Source organism: Collinsella aerofaciens (assembly GCF_039752775.1).
GTDB classification, from domain to species: domain Bacteria; phylum Actinomycetota; class Coriobacteriia; order Coriobacteriales; family Coriobacteriaceae; genus Collinsella; species Collinsella aerofaciens_R.
In genome coordinates, this window is record NZ_JBDMGT010000017.1 from 14,116 (window position 1) to 27,686 (window position 13,571).

Annotated in this window: 9 protein-coding genes; 4 read left to right on the plus strand and 5 right to left on the minus strand. The window is 62.1% G+C overall.

Annotation, left to right across the window (positions count from 1 at the left end):
- Positions 1 to 73 precede the first annotated feature (73 nt).
- The 3 genes from ABHR63_RS05865 (at position 74) to ABHR63_RS05875 (ending at position 1,323) form a co-directional block, all read left to right on the plus strand.
- Positions 74 to 295 carry a heavy-metal-associated domain-containing protein gene (locus ABHR63_RS05865; protein ID WP_346965292.1) on the plus strand — a complete coding sequence of 74 codons (222 nt, stop codon included), beginning with the start codon at positions 74 to 76 and terminating at the stop codon, positions 293 to 295.
- Between the two features lie 138 nt (positions 296 to 433).
- Positions 434 to 703, plus strand: coding sequence for a metal-sensing transcriptional repressor (locus ABHR63_RS05870; protein ID WP_229071458.1), 270 nt, complete (start codon positions 434 to 436; stop codon positions 701 to 703).
- A gap of 146 nt (positions 704 to 849) precedes the next feature.
- Positions 850 to 1,323, plus strand: a complete 474-nt coding sequence (locus tag ABHR63_RS05875) for a hypothetical protein (RefSeq protein ID WP_156600377.1) — start codon at positions 850 to 852, stop codon at positions 1,321 to 1,323.
- 106 nt (positions 1,324 to 1,429) lie between these two features.
- On the opposite strand, the gene ABHR63_RS05880 is transcribed toward ABHR63_RS05875, so the two are convergent.
- The 5 genes from ABHR63_RS05880 to gltB form a co-directional block, all read right to left on the minus strand.
- Positions 1,430 to 2,800, minus strand: a complete 1,371-nt coding sequence (locus ABHR63_RS05880; RefSeq protein ID WP_346965293.1) for an amidohydrolase family protein — start codon at positions 2,798 to 2,800, stop codon at positions 1,430 to 1,432.
- 407 nt (positions 2,801 to 3,207) lie between these two features.
- The gene (locus tag ABHR63_RS05885; RefSeq protein ID WP_346965294.1) at positions 3,208 to 4,284 is read right to left on the minus strand and encodes a hypothetical protein; all 1,077 of its coding nucleotides are present in this window, start codon (positions 4,282 to 4,284) and stop codon (positions 3,208 to 3,210) included.
- Positions 4,285 to 4,563: 279 nt separating this feature from the next.
- On the minus strand, positions 4,564 to 5,271 hold the full coding sequence (locus ABHR63_RS05890; RefSeq protein WP_346965295.1) for a hypothetical protein: 708 nt from the start codon (positions 5,269 to 5,271) through the stop codon (positions 4,564 to 4,566).
- A gap of 353 nt (positions 5,272 to 5,624) precedes the next feature.
- The gene (locus ABHR63_RS05895) at positions 5,625 to 7,106 is read right to left on the minus strand and encodes a glutamate synthase subunit beta (protein ID WP_346965296.1); all 1,482 of its coding nucleotides are present in this window, start codon (positions 7,104 to 7,106) and stop codon (positions 5,625 to 5,627) included.
- Positions 7,107 to 7,111: 5 nt separating this feature from the next.
- Complete coding sequence (gene gltB / locus ABHR63_RS05900) at positions 7,112 to 11,809, minus strand: glutamate synthase large subunit (RefSeq protein ID WP_346965297.1); 4,698 nt, start codon at positions 11,807 to 11,809, stop codon at positions 7,112 to 7,114.
- A 363-nt stretch (positions 11,810 to 12,172) separates the two neighbouring features.
- Here gltB and ABHR63_RS05905 point away from each other — a divergent pair, with 363 nt between their 5' ends.
- A complete protein-coding gene (locus ABHR63_RS05905; protein ID WP_346965901.1) occupies positions 12,173 to 13,429 on the plus strand; it encodes an Nramp family divalent metal transporter in 1,257 nt (418 codons plus the stop codon).
- Positions 13,430 to 13,571: the final 142 nt, after the last annotated feature.

The window sequence follows — 13,571 nt, forward strand, 5'->3', positions numbered from 1 at the left end:
CTCAGCGCACCTTTAAGATGACGCTGTTCACGACTAAACTGTCAGATAATCTCAATCGATAAGGAGTACACCCATGCGTTACACAATCAAGACTTCCGGCCTCATGTGCGGCCACTGCGACGCTACTGTCGAGACCGCGCTGCTCAGCGTAGCAGGCGTGACCGATGCCGACGCCGATCACGAGACCCAAACCGTCCAGGTAGAGTGCGCCGACACCGTGACCGCCGAGCAGCTCGCCGACGCCGTCGAGGGCGCGGGCGAGAAGTTCCACGCCCCGTCTGTGACCGCTGCGTAGCAGACGCTGCCTACTCAATCCTCAGAAGTTGCGGTGAAATAGTTCTTGTTTTAGCGCTTCAAGCCTGCAAACAAGAACTATTTCACCGCAACTGACGGGGGCATCCGGAAGATCGACCAGAAACGAGGACCCGCCATGATGGCAGACCACAAATCGGTGACTCGCATGCTCAAGACGGCGCGCGGGCAAATCGACGGCATCCTGCGAATGGTGGAGGAGGACCGTTACTGCGTCGACATCTCCACGCAGCTCATGGCCACGCAGGCACTCATCGCCCGCATCAACGCCGATGTGCTCAAGGCTCACATCGAGGGATGCGTCGCGTCGGCCATCGAATCGGGTGACGAGGAGCTCAAAGCCGCCAAGCTCGCCGAGATCGAACGCGTCGTCGACAAGCTCGCCAAGTAATTGGTGCATTGGGAACAAACTTCTTTGCACCGTCTTGGTGTTCCGGGGACAGGTACGTTTGCACCACCTTGGTGCAGATTAACCCGTCCCCAATGCACCAAAAGGGGTATAAAGGCGTGCAGCATATCGAACGAAAGGCAATTCGCATGAATGACTTTATGAAGGGTCGCAACGGCGCCGATGAACTCACCATCGTGCTGGGCTTCATAGGAATTATTTTCGCGATGGTCGGATCGATGGCCCGTATCCAGTGGCTCAGCTGGATCGCCATCGCCGTAATCGCACTCGGCGTGCTGCGCGGCCTGTCCAAAAACATCGACGCGCGCCGCAAGGAAAATGATGCCTTCGTTGCCGCGACTGCCAACGTCCCCTGCCTGGGCAAGTTCGTGGCCAGCCTGGGCGGCGGAACTGCAGCGGCCAGCGCCTCGCGCGCAGCTGGAACGAGCAAGGAAGACTTTGAGCGTGCCAAGCGCACGGCAAAGAAGATGTGGAAGGGCCGCAAGACCACGGCCTACCTCAAGTGCCCCAACTGCGGCCAGATGCTGTCCGTCCCCAAGGGCAAGGGCAAAATCCGCGTCACCTGCCCCAAGTGCCACGCTAAGATGGAAACGCGCTCATAGCATCTACACCATAGGAATACTAAAAGCCGAGGCCTCGTGTTGAGACCCCGGCTTTTTGCATGGGGCGACATCATTCGATAAAGCTGTTGCCCCGTCACACCAGCGCCTACGCTACGCCATCGCGAGCGAGCTCCTCTGCCAGGGCTTCTGCCGGCATGGCCATAATCGTGTCGAGCTCGGCGTCCACCTCGGGAATGCGCTTCACCTTGAGCTTGCGCACCAGATCGCCACGGCACATCACATGCATCGGCTCACGCAGAGCGCATAGGTCATCGAGCGGATTCTTGCGCGTCACCAGGATATCGGCGGCCTTGCCGCACTCGATCGTACCAGTCTCGCCGCCCAGCCCCAGCAGCTCAGCATTGACCTGTGTGGCCGTATGCAGCGCGAAGACGTTGCTCACGCCCACGTACTTGGCAAAATAGGCTACCTCGCGCCACATGTCGTACTGCGTCACGAACGGGCAGCTCGAATCCGTGCCCAGGCCCACCTTAACGCCTGCATCCAGGGCGGCACGAGCACTCTCGATAATGCCCGAGCACACGATGTCGCCGTTCTTCTTTTGCGTGTCGGTCGAATGGGTCTTTTCCGGATCGAGCAGCACAAACGGCAGCGCCGGACTAATCGTGCAGGTCACGCTCGGCGCGCGTCCCTCGAGCTGTGTTCCCGCGGCGCCGCGGTACAGCTCCAGAACCTCAGGCGTCATCGGAGCGCCGTGCTCGATTGTGTCGACGCCAGCCCGAAGCGCGGCCTTCACACCTTCGGTGCTCTCGACATGGGCCATGACCGGAAGGCCAACCTCGTGTGCCGCCTTGCACGCCGCCGCGGCGACATCGACCGGCATGCGCAGCACGCCCGGCTCGCCCACTTCGGTCGCGTCGAACACGCCGCCCGTCACGAACAGCTTGATGACGTCAGCGCCGCGCGCATACAGATCGCGCACCTGTTCGGCCGCCTCGCCGGGGGTATTGGCGACCTGCGCGAACAGCCCCGCACCGTGACCACCCGGCACCGTGACGCCCGTTCCCGGCGCTACCAGGCGCGGACCCTGATACTTGCCGGCGTCGATGGCGTTGTGCACGGCGATGTCGGCGAACAACGGGTCGCCCGCGCCGCGCACCGTGGTCACGCCGCTTGCCAGCTGCTGCTGAGCGCTGCCCTTGAGGATATGGCGCACGATGGCGCGCCCCACGGGATTATCGAGCTTCTTCATCAGCGCGCCCGCATCGCCCGCCGAAACCGGCTTGCCCGAGCCGCACAGATGCACGTGCATATTGATGAGACCCGGCATGAGATACGCACCGCCCAGGTCGATGACCTCGGCACCCGCCGGCGCCGGCGCCACGGCGCTCGGACCAATCCAAGTGATGACACCGCGCTCGACGGCCACGGCCATATCGGGCTGCGGCTCCATATGCTCCGAGCCGTCCAGAATGGTCGCATTGATAAACAACGTGGGACGATCGGTAGTCGCCATATCGAGCTCCTCCCTCACGATTAACTTGAACATTTGTCCATTATCACCTAATGCAGCGACTAAAGTCGAATATATCGGTTAACGGAGAAAAGGGAGGATGTGAGGATAGAGAGGCCAGCACGGCGATGCTCCAGCCGTGTGGGCCAAACGTCTCGTTCTGTAACAGTTGGGTCGAATTATGGCCGCTAGATGTTACAGATCGAGATATTCTCCAGCACTGTCATCAAACGTCTAAATCTGTAACAAGTAGACAGGTTTTGAGCCTCTAGATGTTACAGAATAGGATCTTTTAGCGGCAGCCAACCTTCTGTCTCGATCTGTAACATTTGCGAGGCCAAACGGCCCCTTGTTGTTACAGATCGAGACAAACTCGGCAGGAACAACCACATCCGCGTCAGTTGCACCCCTCAGCGCCCATACCACTGCTGCCTCCATTCCTCCGCCAGATCGACCCGCTGCGGAATGCCCGCCAGTCTCATCTTTTCAGCCAGCTTCCCCGGACTCTTGAGCTCATCAAATGTAAACCTCAGTACCTTATGTCCGAGCATCGTCAGATGGGACTCCCGCTGACGTTCTGCCACGAATGGGTCAACCGACTCCCGATCCCCACCATCCTGCAGGGCATACTTTCCCTTTCCATCGAGCTCGCCAATCACGCACGTCTCGTCCTCGAGCCTCCAAAAATAGTCGACTCGAAACACCTGGCTCGGATCGAGCGGGTCGCGAAACTCCACCTGCAGCCCCGGAACCGGAAAGCCGTACGCAATAAAGAACGCTCGGAACCGAGACTCGCCGCCGTTTTCGGACAACCCGTCCGCATACGACGCAATCACCTGTGCCCTGCGATACCCTCGCCTGCCCTCGCAATCGGCACGGAGGCGCTCGCACAAATCCCCACGTGATACGCCTTTCGCCCGCAGCGCAGAATCGGCAATCGCCAACCCGTAGGAAAACGGCGCACGCAGCAAGCAATCCTCCGCCGTGCGCCAAAACGACGTCACCCGCACGCCATCAACACGCTCGAGCGCGCCCGCCATCTGCGGACGCAACAACCTGCACCCGCCGCTCAACGTCACCGAACAACCCGTCTTTACAAGAAAACGCGGCCCGAGCAGATCATTCGGCACCTCCAGACCCCACAAAAGCGCCGCGTCATAGCCCCAAAACGCCCAATCGGGATGAAACTCCGCAAGGCCCTTAATAGTCCGCAGCGCTCGATCCACCGGCGTCAATGCATCCCAATCATGCTGAAAACAGAACAGGTACGGCTCGGGCTCCGCGATATCGTCGGTTCCAACATGGCGTCGCAGCCACATGAGCTCGGTATTGTCATGCGTTGCGAGCAGCGCACCTTGCTCGGTCACCTCCGTGAGCCGCGCGAGCATCCTGTTCCGCGCCAACGTGTTGCGAGTCGTATGCTTGTGTTTGAGAACGGTGTTAGACACTTTCATCACCACCACATCGGAGAAATGGGACGTCGTCACCGTTGCCTCCGCTGACAAATGTCTTGATCTGTAACAAGAAGACCGATTATTGGCCGCTAAATGTTACAGATCGAGACATTCCCCCAGTCAGGTGCCAAACGTCTCGATCTGTAACAGTTAGACGTTCTCCAGGCCCCTAAACGTTACAGATTGAGACAAACCAACGGCGCCCAAGCATTCGTCTCGATCTGTAACAGGTAGACCGGTTTTTTGTCCCTAAACGTTACAGATCGAGACATAAAGACAGAAGGCAAGGCAGGACAACGCCAGGTCCATCCCCTACTCCCACTCCTGCTCGTAGATGTTGAGCGACTTTACGTACCGCCCCTGGGCGCCCATGATGTCGCGGACCAGACGCAAGAAGAAACTGATGCACGAGGTGTCAAAGCCATCCTGCAGGTCCTCCGGATGCACCGCACCAGGCCCATCGACCGCCGTGTCACTCAGGCGTGCGATGTCATACAGATAGAGTTGTCCCGCCGTCAGCCAGACATCGTCGACGCAGGCGAGGCGCACCGCAATCGCGCCGTCGCTCCAATGCTCCTTTTGCACGATATGCGGGTCGTAGACATCAAAGCGACGGTCGGTGCGCGTGTCCTTCAGCGCGACCATACCAGTCGCAGGATCCTTGTCCAAAATGCCAAAGCGCGAGAAATACTGCGTGTCGCGTACCTGCTCGAGCCGCTTGAGCGAGGCAGGCGAAAGCGATGTCGGCGGCTCTTCAACATACAGCTCGAGCAGCGTCTTGCCATGGCGATAAGGGCGCTCGAAGAGCAGCCAATCGGTAAATGCCATGTTGTAGGCCATGATTTCGTTTTGCGAAGGCTCAGTGCAATAGCTGAGCCACGGGTCGACAATGATCTCGAACTGTTCGCGCGCCGGCTCCAAAAACTGGAACTTCCGCAGCATCCAAAAATGGGCCATGTCGGCAATATCGTTGCCGACGGCTTCGGCTAGCTGCGCTCGGTCTAAAGCGTGGTCAGTCATGGCATCCTCCTCAAACTGATGGACCTCAATTTGAGCTTACGAGGAGGGTGGGCAGCCACGACCAGCGCGGGCAAAATAGGCCTCCGGCTGCAAACCAGATGCTGACCAAACACTTGACGGGATGCTTGACCGAAAATGCGCACCGCAACAAAACCGCAGGTAAACATAGACGGCAAACCCGTCCTTTTGAGCCAAACGCCCCCGGCCATCACAGAAACAGCAGAGCACCACAGCTCAAGAAGACGCCGAATGGACACTCGCGCGTCGACAAACGAGCAAATCGCTCGCAAAGAGTGTCCCCAACGACTAGACAAAAAATGACTAGTCATTGGGGACGTTCTTAAATGACTACCTCACAGCTCCAGCGCATCGGCGACTTCGGCTGCGCAGGCCAGAGCATCGGCCATGGCGTTCACCACGAGCGAGCTGCCGTTGCGAGCATCACCCGCCACATACACCGGCGCGGCATCCGCGGCGACGCCGTCGACACGGGCCGCAAGGTGCGAGCCCTCGGCAGCCATCACCGGCAGCGGACGACCAGCGGTGGCAACAGGCACGCCAACGGCGTCGAACACACCGTGCTCGGGACCCGTAAAGCCGCAGGCGATGAGCACCAGCTGGGCCGGCACCTCGTGCTCGGAGCCCGCGATGCGCTCGGGCTTGCCAGCCGACCAATCCAGATCGACCACGCGCAGGCCCGCGGCCGCGCCCTTCTTGTCCAACAGTACCTCGAGCGTATCCACACCCCAAGCGCGCATCTCGCCGCCCATGGCAGCGATGGCCTCCTGCTGGCCGTAATCGGTCTTCTTCACGTTGGGCCACTGCGGCCAGGGGTTGCTCACCGCGCGCGCATCAGGCGCCGCCGGCAAGAACTCAAACTGGCGCACGCTACGCGCACCCTGACGTACCGCGGTGCCCACGCAGTCGTTACCGGTATCGCCGCCGCCAATGACCACAACGTCCAGGCCGCGCGCGTTCACCGCGGGCTCGTCGCCATCGAGCACCGAGACGGTCGAAGCCGTCAGGTAGTCCACGGCATACACTACGCCCGGAGCATCAATGTTCGCAGCCGAAAGCCCACGCGGAGCACGGGCGCCGGCGGCCACCACGACGGCGTCAAAGTCATTGAGCTTGGCCGCCACCGCAGGGTTCGCAACGTCAGCACCCAGCTCGAACACAATGCCCAGCTCGCGCATGAGCGCCACGCGACGCTCGACCACGGACTTCTCGAGCTTCATGTTGGGAATGCCGTACATGAGCAGACCGCCCGGGCGGTCGTCGCGCTCAAACACCGTCACGCGGGCGCCACGACGCGCAAGCTCCCATGCTGCCACCAGACCAGCGGGACCGGAACCCACCACGGCAACCGTGGGTGCACCCTCCCCTGCCGGCTCAAAGCGGTGCGGACCGCCGTTGGCCCACTCATGGTCGCTAATCGCGCGCTCGTTGTCATGGATCGTCGTGGGCTGGCCATCGACCGAGCCCAGGTTGCATGCGGCCTCGCACAGCGCCGGGCACACGCGGCTCGTGAACTCGGGCATGGGCGAGGTGAGTGACAGGCGCTCGGCAGCCTCGTCCCAACGGCCGCGGTACACCAGCTCGTTCCACTCGGGAATCAGGTTGTGCAGCGGACAGCCGCTCGGGCGCGCCTTGCCAAAGCTCGCGCCCATCTGACAAAACGCCACACCGCACATCATGCAGCGGCTCGCCTGGGCACGGCGCGCGTCGTCGTCGAGCTCCACGTACAGCGGATCAAAATCATGGCTGCGCTCCTCCACGGGGCGAAGCTCGTGGGTCACGCGATCGATATCAAGAAAAGCACCGGGCTTACCCATGGCACTTACGCCTCCTTCTTGGTCGAAGCAACAGAGCTGGCAGCCACGGACGCAGCGTCCGCAGCACCGCCCGCGACATCAAAGCGAGCGACATCCGCGGCGCTCGCGCGACCGGTCACAATGTCAAACGCCAGCTCCTCAGCCTGCGCATGCGTCTTGCCCACGGCCTCGGCGGCGGCGACAATCGCCAGCACGCGCTCGTACTCGGTCGGAATGACCTTCACAAAGTGCTTGCTCATCGTCTCAAAGCTGTAGAGCAACTTAATGCCGCGCGGGCTCTGCGTCGCGTCCACGTGCTCCTGGATAAGCTCGCGAATCTGCGCCAGCTCGCCGGCCGTCGGGGCCTTGAGCTCAACGCTCTCGTGGTTCACGCGGGCGTCGAGCGTGCCATATTGGTCAAAAACGTAGGCCACGCCGCCTGTCATGCCGGCGGCAAAATTCTGCCCGACCTCGCCCAGGATGAGCGCCAGACCGCCCGTCATGTACTCGCAGCCATGGTTGCCGCAGCCCTCGACCACCACGGTGGCACCGGAGTTGCGCACGGCAAAACGCTGGCCGGCAAGACCGTTAATGAAGCCGCGCCCGCTCGTGGCACCAAAGAACGCAACGTTGCCCACGATGATGTTCTCGTCGAACTTGTAGGTCGCATGCGGGTTGGGGCGCACCGACACCTCGCCGCCCGAAAGGCCCTTGCCAAAGTAGTCGTTGGCGTCGCCGCACACGTTGAGCGTAATGCCGCGCGGCAGGAAGGCACCAAAGCTCTGACCGGCCGAACCATCGCAATCGATGGTGATGGAGCCGGCAGGCAGGCCCTCGGGATGCGCCTTGGTCACCGCGTTGCCCAAAATGGTGCCCACGCAGCGGTTGACGTTGGCGATATCGGCGCGGAAGCGAATCGGACGCAGGTGCGCACGGGCATCGGCCGTATAGGGCACAAACAACGTGGAGTCGAGCGTCTTGTCGAGCTCGCTGTCCGCGGCCATCTGCGGCAGGAAGTGGCGACCGTCGGCACCCGGAATATGGGCACCAAACTCACAGGTCGCGCTCGCCAGCACGGGCGACAGATCCAGCAGGTTAGCCTTGCGGTTACCCGGAACCTCGATCTGGCGTAAGCACTCGGGATGGCCGACCATCTCGTCGACGGTGCGGAAGCCCAGGCTCGCCATGACCTCGCGCAGCTGCTCGGCAACAAAGAGCATAAAGTGCTCAACGTGCTCGGGCTTGCCGCGGAAGCCGCGACGCAGGCGGCAGTTTTGCGTAGCGATGCCGGCCGGGCAAGTGTCCTGCTGACAATCGCGCTGCATGAGGCAGCCCATGGAGATGAGCGGCATGGTCGCAAAGCCAAACTCCTCGGCGCCCAGCAGGCAGGCGACGGCGACATCGGTGCCGTCCATGAGCTTGCCGTCGGCCTCGAGCACCACGCGTGAGCGCAGACCGTTTTGCAGCAGCGTCTGCTGGGCCTCGGCAAGACCGAGCTCCAGCGGCAGACCCGCGTGCCAGATCGAGTCGCGCGCAGCGGCACCCGAGCCGCCATTGTGGCCGCTGATCAAAATCTTGTCGGCAGCACCCTTGGCCACACCGGTGGCGATGGTGCCGACGCCGGCCTCGCTGACCAGCTTGACCGACACGCGCGCGCCGGGGTTGGCGTTCTTAAGATCGAAGATCAGCTCTGCCAGGTCCTCGATGGAGTAGATGTCGTGGTGCGGCGGAGGCGAGATCAGGCCGATGCCGGGCGTGGACTGACGGACCTCGGCGATCCAGGGGTAAACCTTCTTGCCGGGCAGGTGGCCACCCTCGCCGGGCTTGGCGCCCTGGGCCATCTTGATCTGAATCTCGAAAGCGCTGCACAGGTAGCGACTCGTCACGCCAAAGCGCGCGCTTGCTACCTGTTTAATAGCGGAGTTCTTGGAGTCACCGTTAGCCAGCGGGGTCTCGCGACGCGGATCCTCACCGCCCTCGCCGGAGTTGGAACGGCCGTGCAGGCGGTTCATGGCGATGGCCATGCACTCGTGTGCCTCTTTGCTGATGGAGCCATACGACATGGCGCCGGTGTTAAAGCGGCGGACGATGTTGAGCGCAGGCTCGACCTCGTCGAGTGCCACCGGAGTGCGGCCGCTGGCATCAAAGTCCAACAGGTCGCGCAGGCGCACGGCGCGGCCGGTGCGGTGCAGGCGGGCGCTGTATTCTTTAAAGGTGTCGTAGCTGTCCTCACGGCAGGCGGTCTGCAGCAAGTAGACAGTCTGCGGATCGATGAGGTGATCCTCGCCGCCGAGCGGGCGCCACTTGGTCAGGCCCAGCGTGGGCACCTGATCGGGAGCCGGGCTCTTAAGGATAGCGAGCGCGGCGTCGTAGCGCTCGTTTTGCTCGCGCTCGACGTCCTCGACACCCATACCGCCCACACGGCTCACCGTGCCGGCGAAGTACGCGTTGACGAACTCCGGCGTAAAGCCCACGGCCTCGAAGATCTGCGCCGAATGGTAGCTCTGCACCGTGGAGATGCCCATCTTGGACATGATGGAGACGATGCCGGCGGTCGCAGCCTTGTTGTAGTTGGCGATGCCCTGCTCGGCCGTCACGTCCAGGTCGCCGCGTGCCGCCAGATCGCGGATGCACGCATGCGCGTTGTACGGGTAGATACCGCTTGCGGAGTAGCCCACCAGCGCCGCAAAGTCGTGCGGAGACACGGCATCGCCGCACTCCACCACGATATCGGCAAAGGTGCGCACGCCGGCACGGATCAGGTGGTTGTGCACGCAGCCCACGGCGAGCAGCGACGGCACGGGCACCTCGCCCGCAGCGGCACGGTCGCTCAGCACCACGATGTTCACGCCATCGCGAACCGCAGCCTCGACGTCTTCGGCAAGCTGCTTGAGCGCAGCCTGCAGCGCGCCCTCACCCGCGTCGCGACGGTACACGGCACGGAACCGGCGGGTCTTAAAGCCAACACGGTCAATCGCGCAAATGTGGTCGAACTCCTCCTCGCTCAGCAGCGGGCGCTCCAAGCGCACCAGCTGACAGGCCGTGCGGGAATCCTCGAGCAGGTTGCCGTGGTTGCCCAGGTAGAGCGTGGTCGAGGTGACCATATGCTCGCGCAGGGCGTCGATCGGCGGGTTCGTGACCTGGGCGAACAGCTGATAGAAGTAGTCAAAGAACGAACGCGTCTTCTTGGACAGGCAGGCCAGCGGCGCATCGATACCCATCGAGGCGAGCGGTGCCTTGCCCTGCTGGGCCATGGGGCGCACGACCTCGTCAACATCATCCCAGTGATAGCCGAGCTTGGCCATACGCACGGCGGTAGGCACCTCGTCGTCCTCGGCGGGCGTCGCCGCGGCGGGCTTGTCGAGCGCGTCGACCGTCAGCGTCTCCTCGGCAATCCAATCACGGTAGGGCTTTTCCTTGGCGTAACGGGCGCGCAGCTCGTCGTTGTAGATCACGCGGCCGCGGGCAAAGTCGACCTCGAGCATCTGGCCCGGTCCCAGGCAGCCGCTCGTCAGGATGTTCTCGGGGCTCACCTCGATGGTGCCCACCTCGCTCGCCAGCATAAAGCGGCCGTCGCGCGTCACATAGTAGCGGGCGGGACGCAGGCCGTTACGGTCGAGGGCGGCACCCAGCGTGCGACCGTCGGTAAAGGCGATGGCCGCCGGGCCATCCCACGGCTCCATGAGCATGGACTGATAGGCGTCGTAGGCGCGGCGCTCCTCACTCAGGCTGTCGTTGTGATCCCACGGCTCGGGCAGCAACATGGACGCGGCACGCGTGAGCGGACGGCCGTTCATGACCAGGAACTCGAGCACGTTATCCAGAATCGCGGAGTCGGAACCCTCGCGGTTGATGATGGGCATCACGCGCTCAAGATCGTGCTGCAGCACGGGGCTGTACAGGTTGGGCTCGCGGGCGCGGATCCAGTTGACGTTGCCCTTGAGGGTGTTGATCTCGCCGTTGTGGATGATAAAGCGGTTGGGGTGCGCGCGCTCCCAGCTGGGCGTGGTGTTGGTGGAGTAGCGCGAGTGGACGAGCGCCACGGCCGTCTTGACGGCGGCGTCGTTGAGGTCGATGAAGAAGCGGCGCATCTGCGTGGCGACCAGCATGCCCTTGTACACGATGGTGCGCGAGCTCATGGAGCACACATAGAAGATCTTGTCGCGCAGGGCAAACTCGGCGTCGGCCTTCTTTTCGATGGTGCGGCGGCACACGTACAGGCGACGCTCAAAGGCGTCGCCCGCCGGCGTGTCGTCGGGACGGCCCAGAAAGGCCTGCAGGATGGTAGGCATACAGGCGCGGGCCGTCTCGCCCAGGTCGTGCGGATCGACCGGCACCTCGCGCCAAAAGAGCAGCGGCACGCCGGCCTCGGCACAGCCCTCCTCAAACACGCGGCGGGCATCCTCTACGCCCTTGTCGTCCTGCGGGAAGAACAGCATGGCCACGCCATAGTCGCCCTCTGCCGGCAGAATCTGGCCGCACTTTTGGGCCTCTTTACGGAAAAAGTGATGCGGAACCTGGAACAGGATGCCAGCGCCGTCGCCGGTGTTCTTCTCGAGTCCCGTGCCGCCGCGGTGCTCCAAGTTGACCAGAATGGACAGTGCATCGTCCAGAATCTGGTGATGGCGCTCGCCGTTGATATCGGCAAGCGCGCCGATGCCGCATGCATCGTGGTCGAATTCGGGGCGATAAAGGCCCTGCTGTTGAGCGGAATCTGCCTGCATCGCGATCCTCCCCTAGATATTTAGTCAGTCAGTTGAATAGGCATACTAGGAGCATCGCCGGCCCGTTGTGTTTCCCACCCGTTTCGAAACAATCGCGTAACGCACGCCCTACGAGTGGGCGCCGCCGACCTCAAGGACGACAACAAGGGCCCCAAGTTCGGTCTTCAAGCTCACCGCTTCAAACATCTCAATCTGTAACAGGAAGACCCAATTTTGGCGCCTAGATGTTACAGATCAAGACATTTCGGCAACCCCCTTTCCCCACCCCATTCAAATACAACTATTTTGTTAGTCATAGTTAACTTTTGAGCCTAAAACGGGTATCCTTTGCGGCGTCAAACAAACGGCACACAGGAGCGCACCATGCTCAACCATCTCAAACAACATTTTGGCTCCCGACGCACCGGCGGTCACGGAGGCCTAGACATTGCGCGGCATATCGGCCCCGGGCTGCTCGTGACCGTCGGCTTTATCGACCCGGGCAACTGGGCCTCCAATATGGCCGCGGGCTCGCAGTTTGGATACGCGCTGCTGTGGATCGTCACACTGTCCACGATTATGCTCATTGTGCTGCAGCACAATGCGGCGCACCTGGGTATCGCCACGGGCGCCTGTCTTGCCGAGGCCACGACACGTTACCTCCCCCGCTTCGTCGGGCGCACGGTGCTCGCCAGTGCCTATCTCGCGACCATCGCCACCGCCATGGCCGAAGTCCTGGGTGGCGCGATTGCCCTTCAAATGCTCTTTGGGCTGCCCGTGCGCGCAGGCTGCGTCATCGTGGCGGCGGCATCGATGGCGATGCTCATGACGAGCTCCTACAAGCGCGCCGAGCGGTGGATCATTGCCTTCGTGGGCGTGGTAGGACTCTCGTTTTTGGCCGAGCTTGCGCTGGTCAAGGTCGACTGGCCGCAAGCCGCCACAAGCTGGATTACGCCCAGCATGCCCACCGGCTCGGCCGCGATTATCGTGAGTGTCCTGGGCGCGGTCGTTATGCCCCACAACCTCTTTCTGCACTCCGAGGTCATCCAATCCATGCACTTCGAAGGCCAAGGCGAGCAAGTTATCGAAGAGCGTCTGCGCTATGAGCTCTTCGACACGCTCTTTTCGATGGGCGTGGGCTGGGCAATCAACTCGGCCATGGTCATCCTGGCCGCAACGACCTTCTTTGCGCACGGCATTGTCGTAGACGACCTCGCCGTCGCAGCGGCCACGCTCTCCCCCATCTTGGGCCCGGCGAGCTCGACTATCTTTGCGGTGGCGCTGCTGTTTGCGGGCCTCTCGAGTAGTGTGACGGCGGGCATGGCGGCAGGCACCATCACCGCGGGCATGTTCGACGAGGAATACGACATCCACGACCGACATTCCTCGATTGGGGTGGCGGCATGTTTCGTCGGCGCAGTGGCGGCGTGTCTGGTCGTCCCAAATCCTTTTGAAGGTCTCATCTGGAGCCAGGCGCTGCTGTCGCTTCAGCTGCCGATCACGGTTTTCGTGCTTATACGGCTCACCAGCTCGCGCCGCGTCATGGGCAGATACGCCAATTCACGCCCGCTCAACACGCTGCTCGTAGGAATCGGTGCCATCGTGACGATTCTCGACATCGTGCTGCTAACGGGGATGTAATTGGGATGGCGTGACTGTCCAGATATAACGTCTCAATCTGTAACACGTAAGGCCGTTTTAAACCGTCAGATAAATCAAAAAGGCCCCGGCCGAGAATTCGACCGGGGCCCTTGGACAGAGCTATGTTCGGCTTTCGCCGTGT

Coding starts and splice junctions, on each gene's coding strand:
- ABHR63_RS05905 (WP_346965901.1), top strand. CDS start 12,173: ATGCTCAACCATCTCAAACAACATTTTGGCTCCCGACGCACCGGCGGT.
- ABHR63_RS05890 (WP_346965295.1), bottom strand. CDS start 5,271: ATGACTGACCACGCTTTAGACCGAGCGCAGCTAGCCGAAGCCGTCGGC.
- ABHR63_RS05880 (WP_346965293.1), bottom strand. CDS start 2,800: ATGGCGACTACCGATCGTCCCACGTTGTTTATCAATGCGACCATTCTG.
- ABHR63_RS05865 (WP_346965292.1), top strand. CDS start 74: ATGCGTTACACAATCAAGACTTCCGGCCTCATGTGCGGCCACTGCGAC.
- ABHR63_RS05875 (WP_156600377.1), top strand. CDS start 850: ATGAATGACTTTATGAAGGGTCGCAACGGCGCCGATGAACTCACCATC.
- ABHR63_RS05895 (WP_346965296.1), bottom strand. CDS start 7,106: ATGGGTAAGCCCGGTGCTTTTCTTGATATCGATCGCGTGACCCACGAG.
- gltB (WP_346965297.1), bottom strand. CDS start 11,809: ATGCAGGCAGATTCCGCTCAACAGCAGGGCCTTTATCGCCCCGAATTC.
- ABHR63_RS05870 (WP_229071458.1), top strand. CDS start 434: ATGGCAGACCACAAATCGGTGACTCGCATGCTCAAGACGGCGCGCGGG.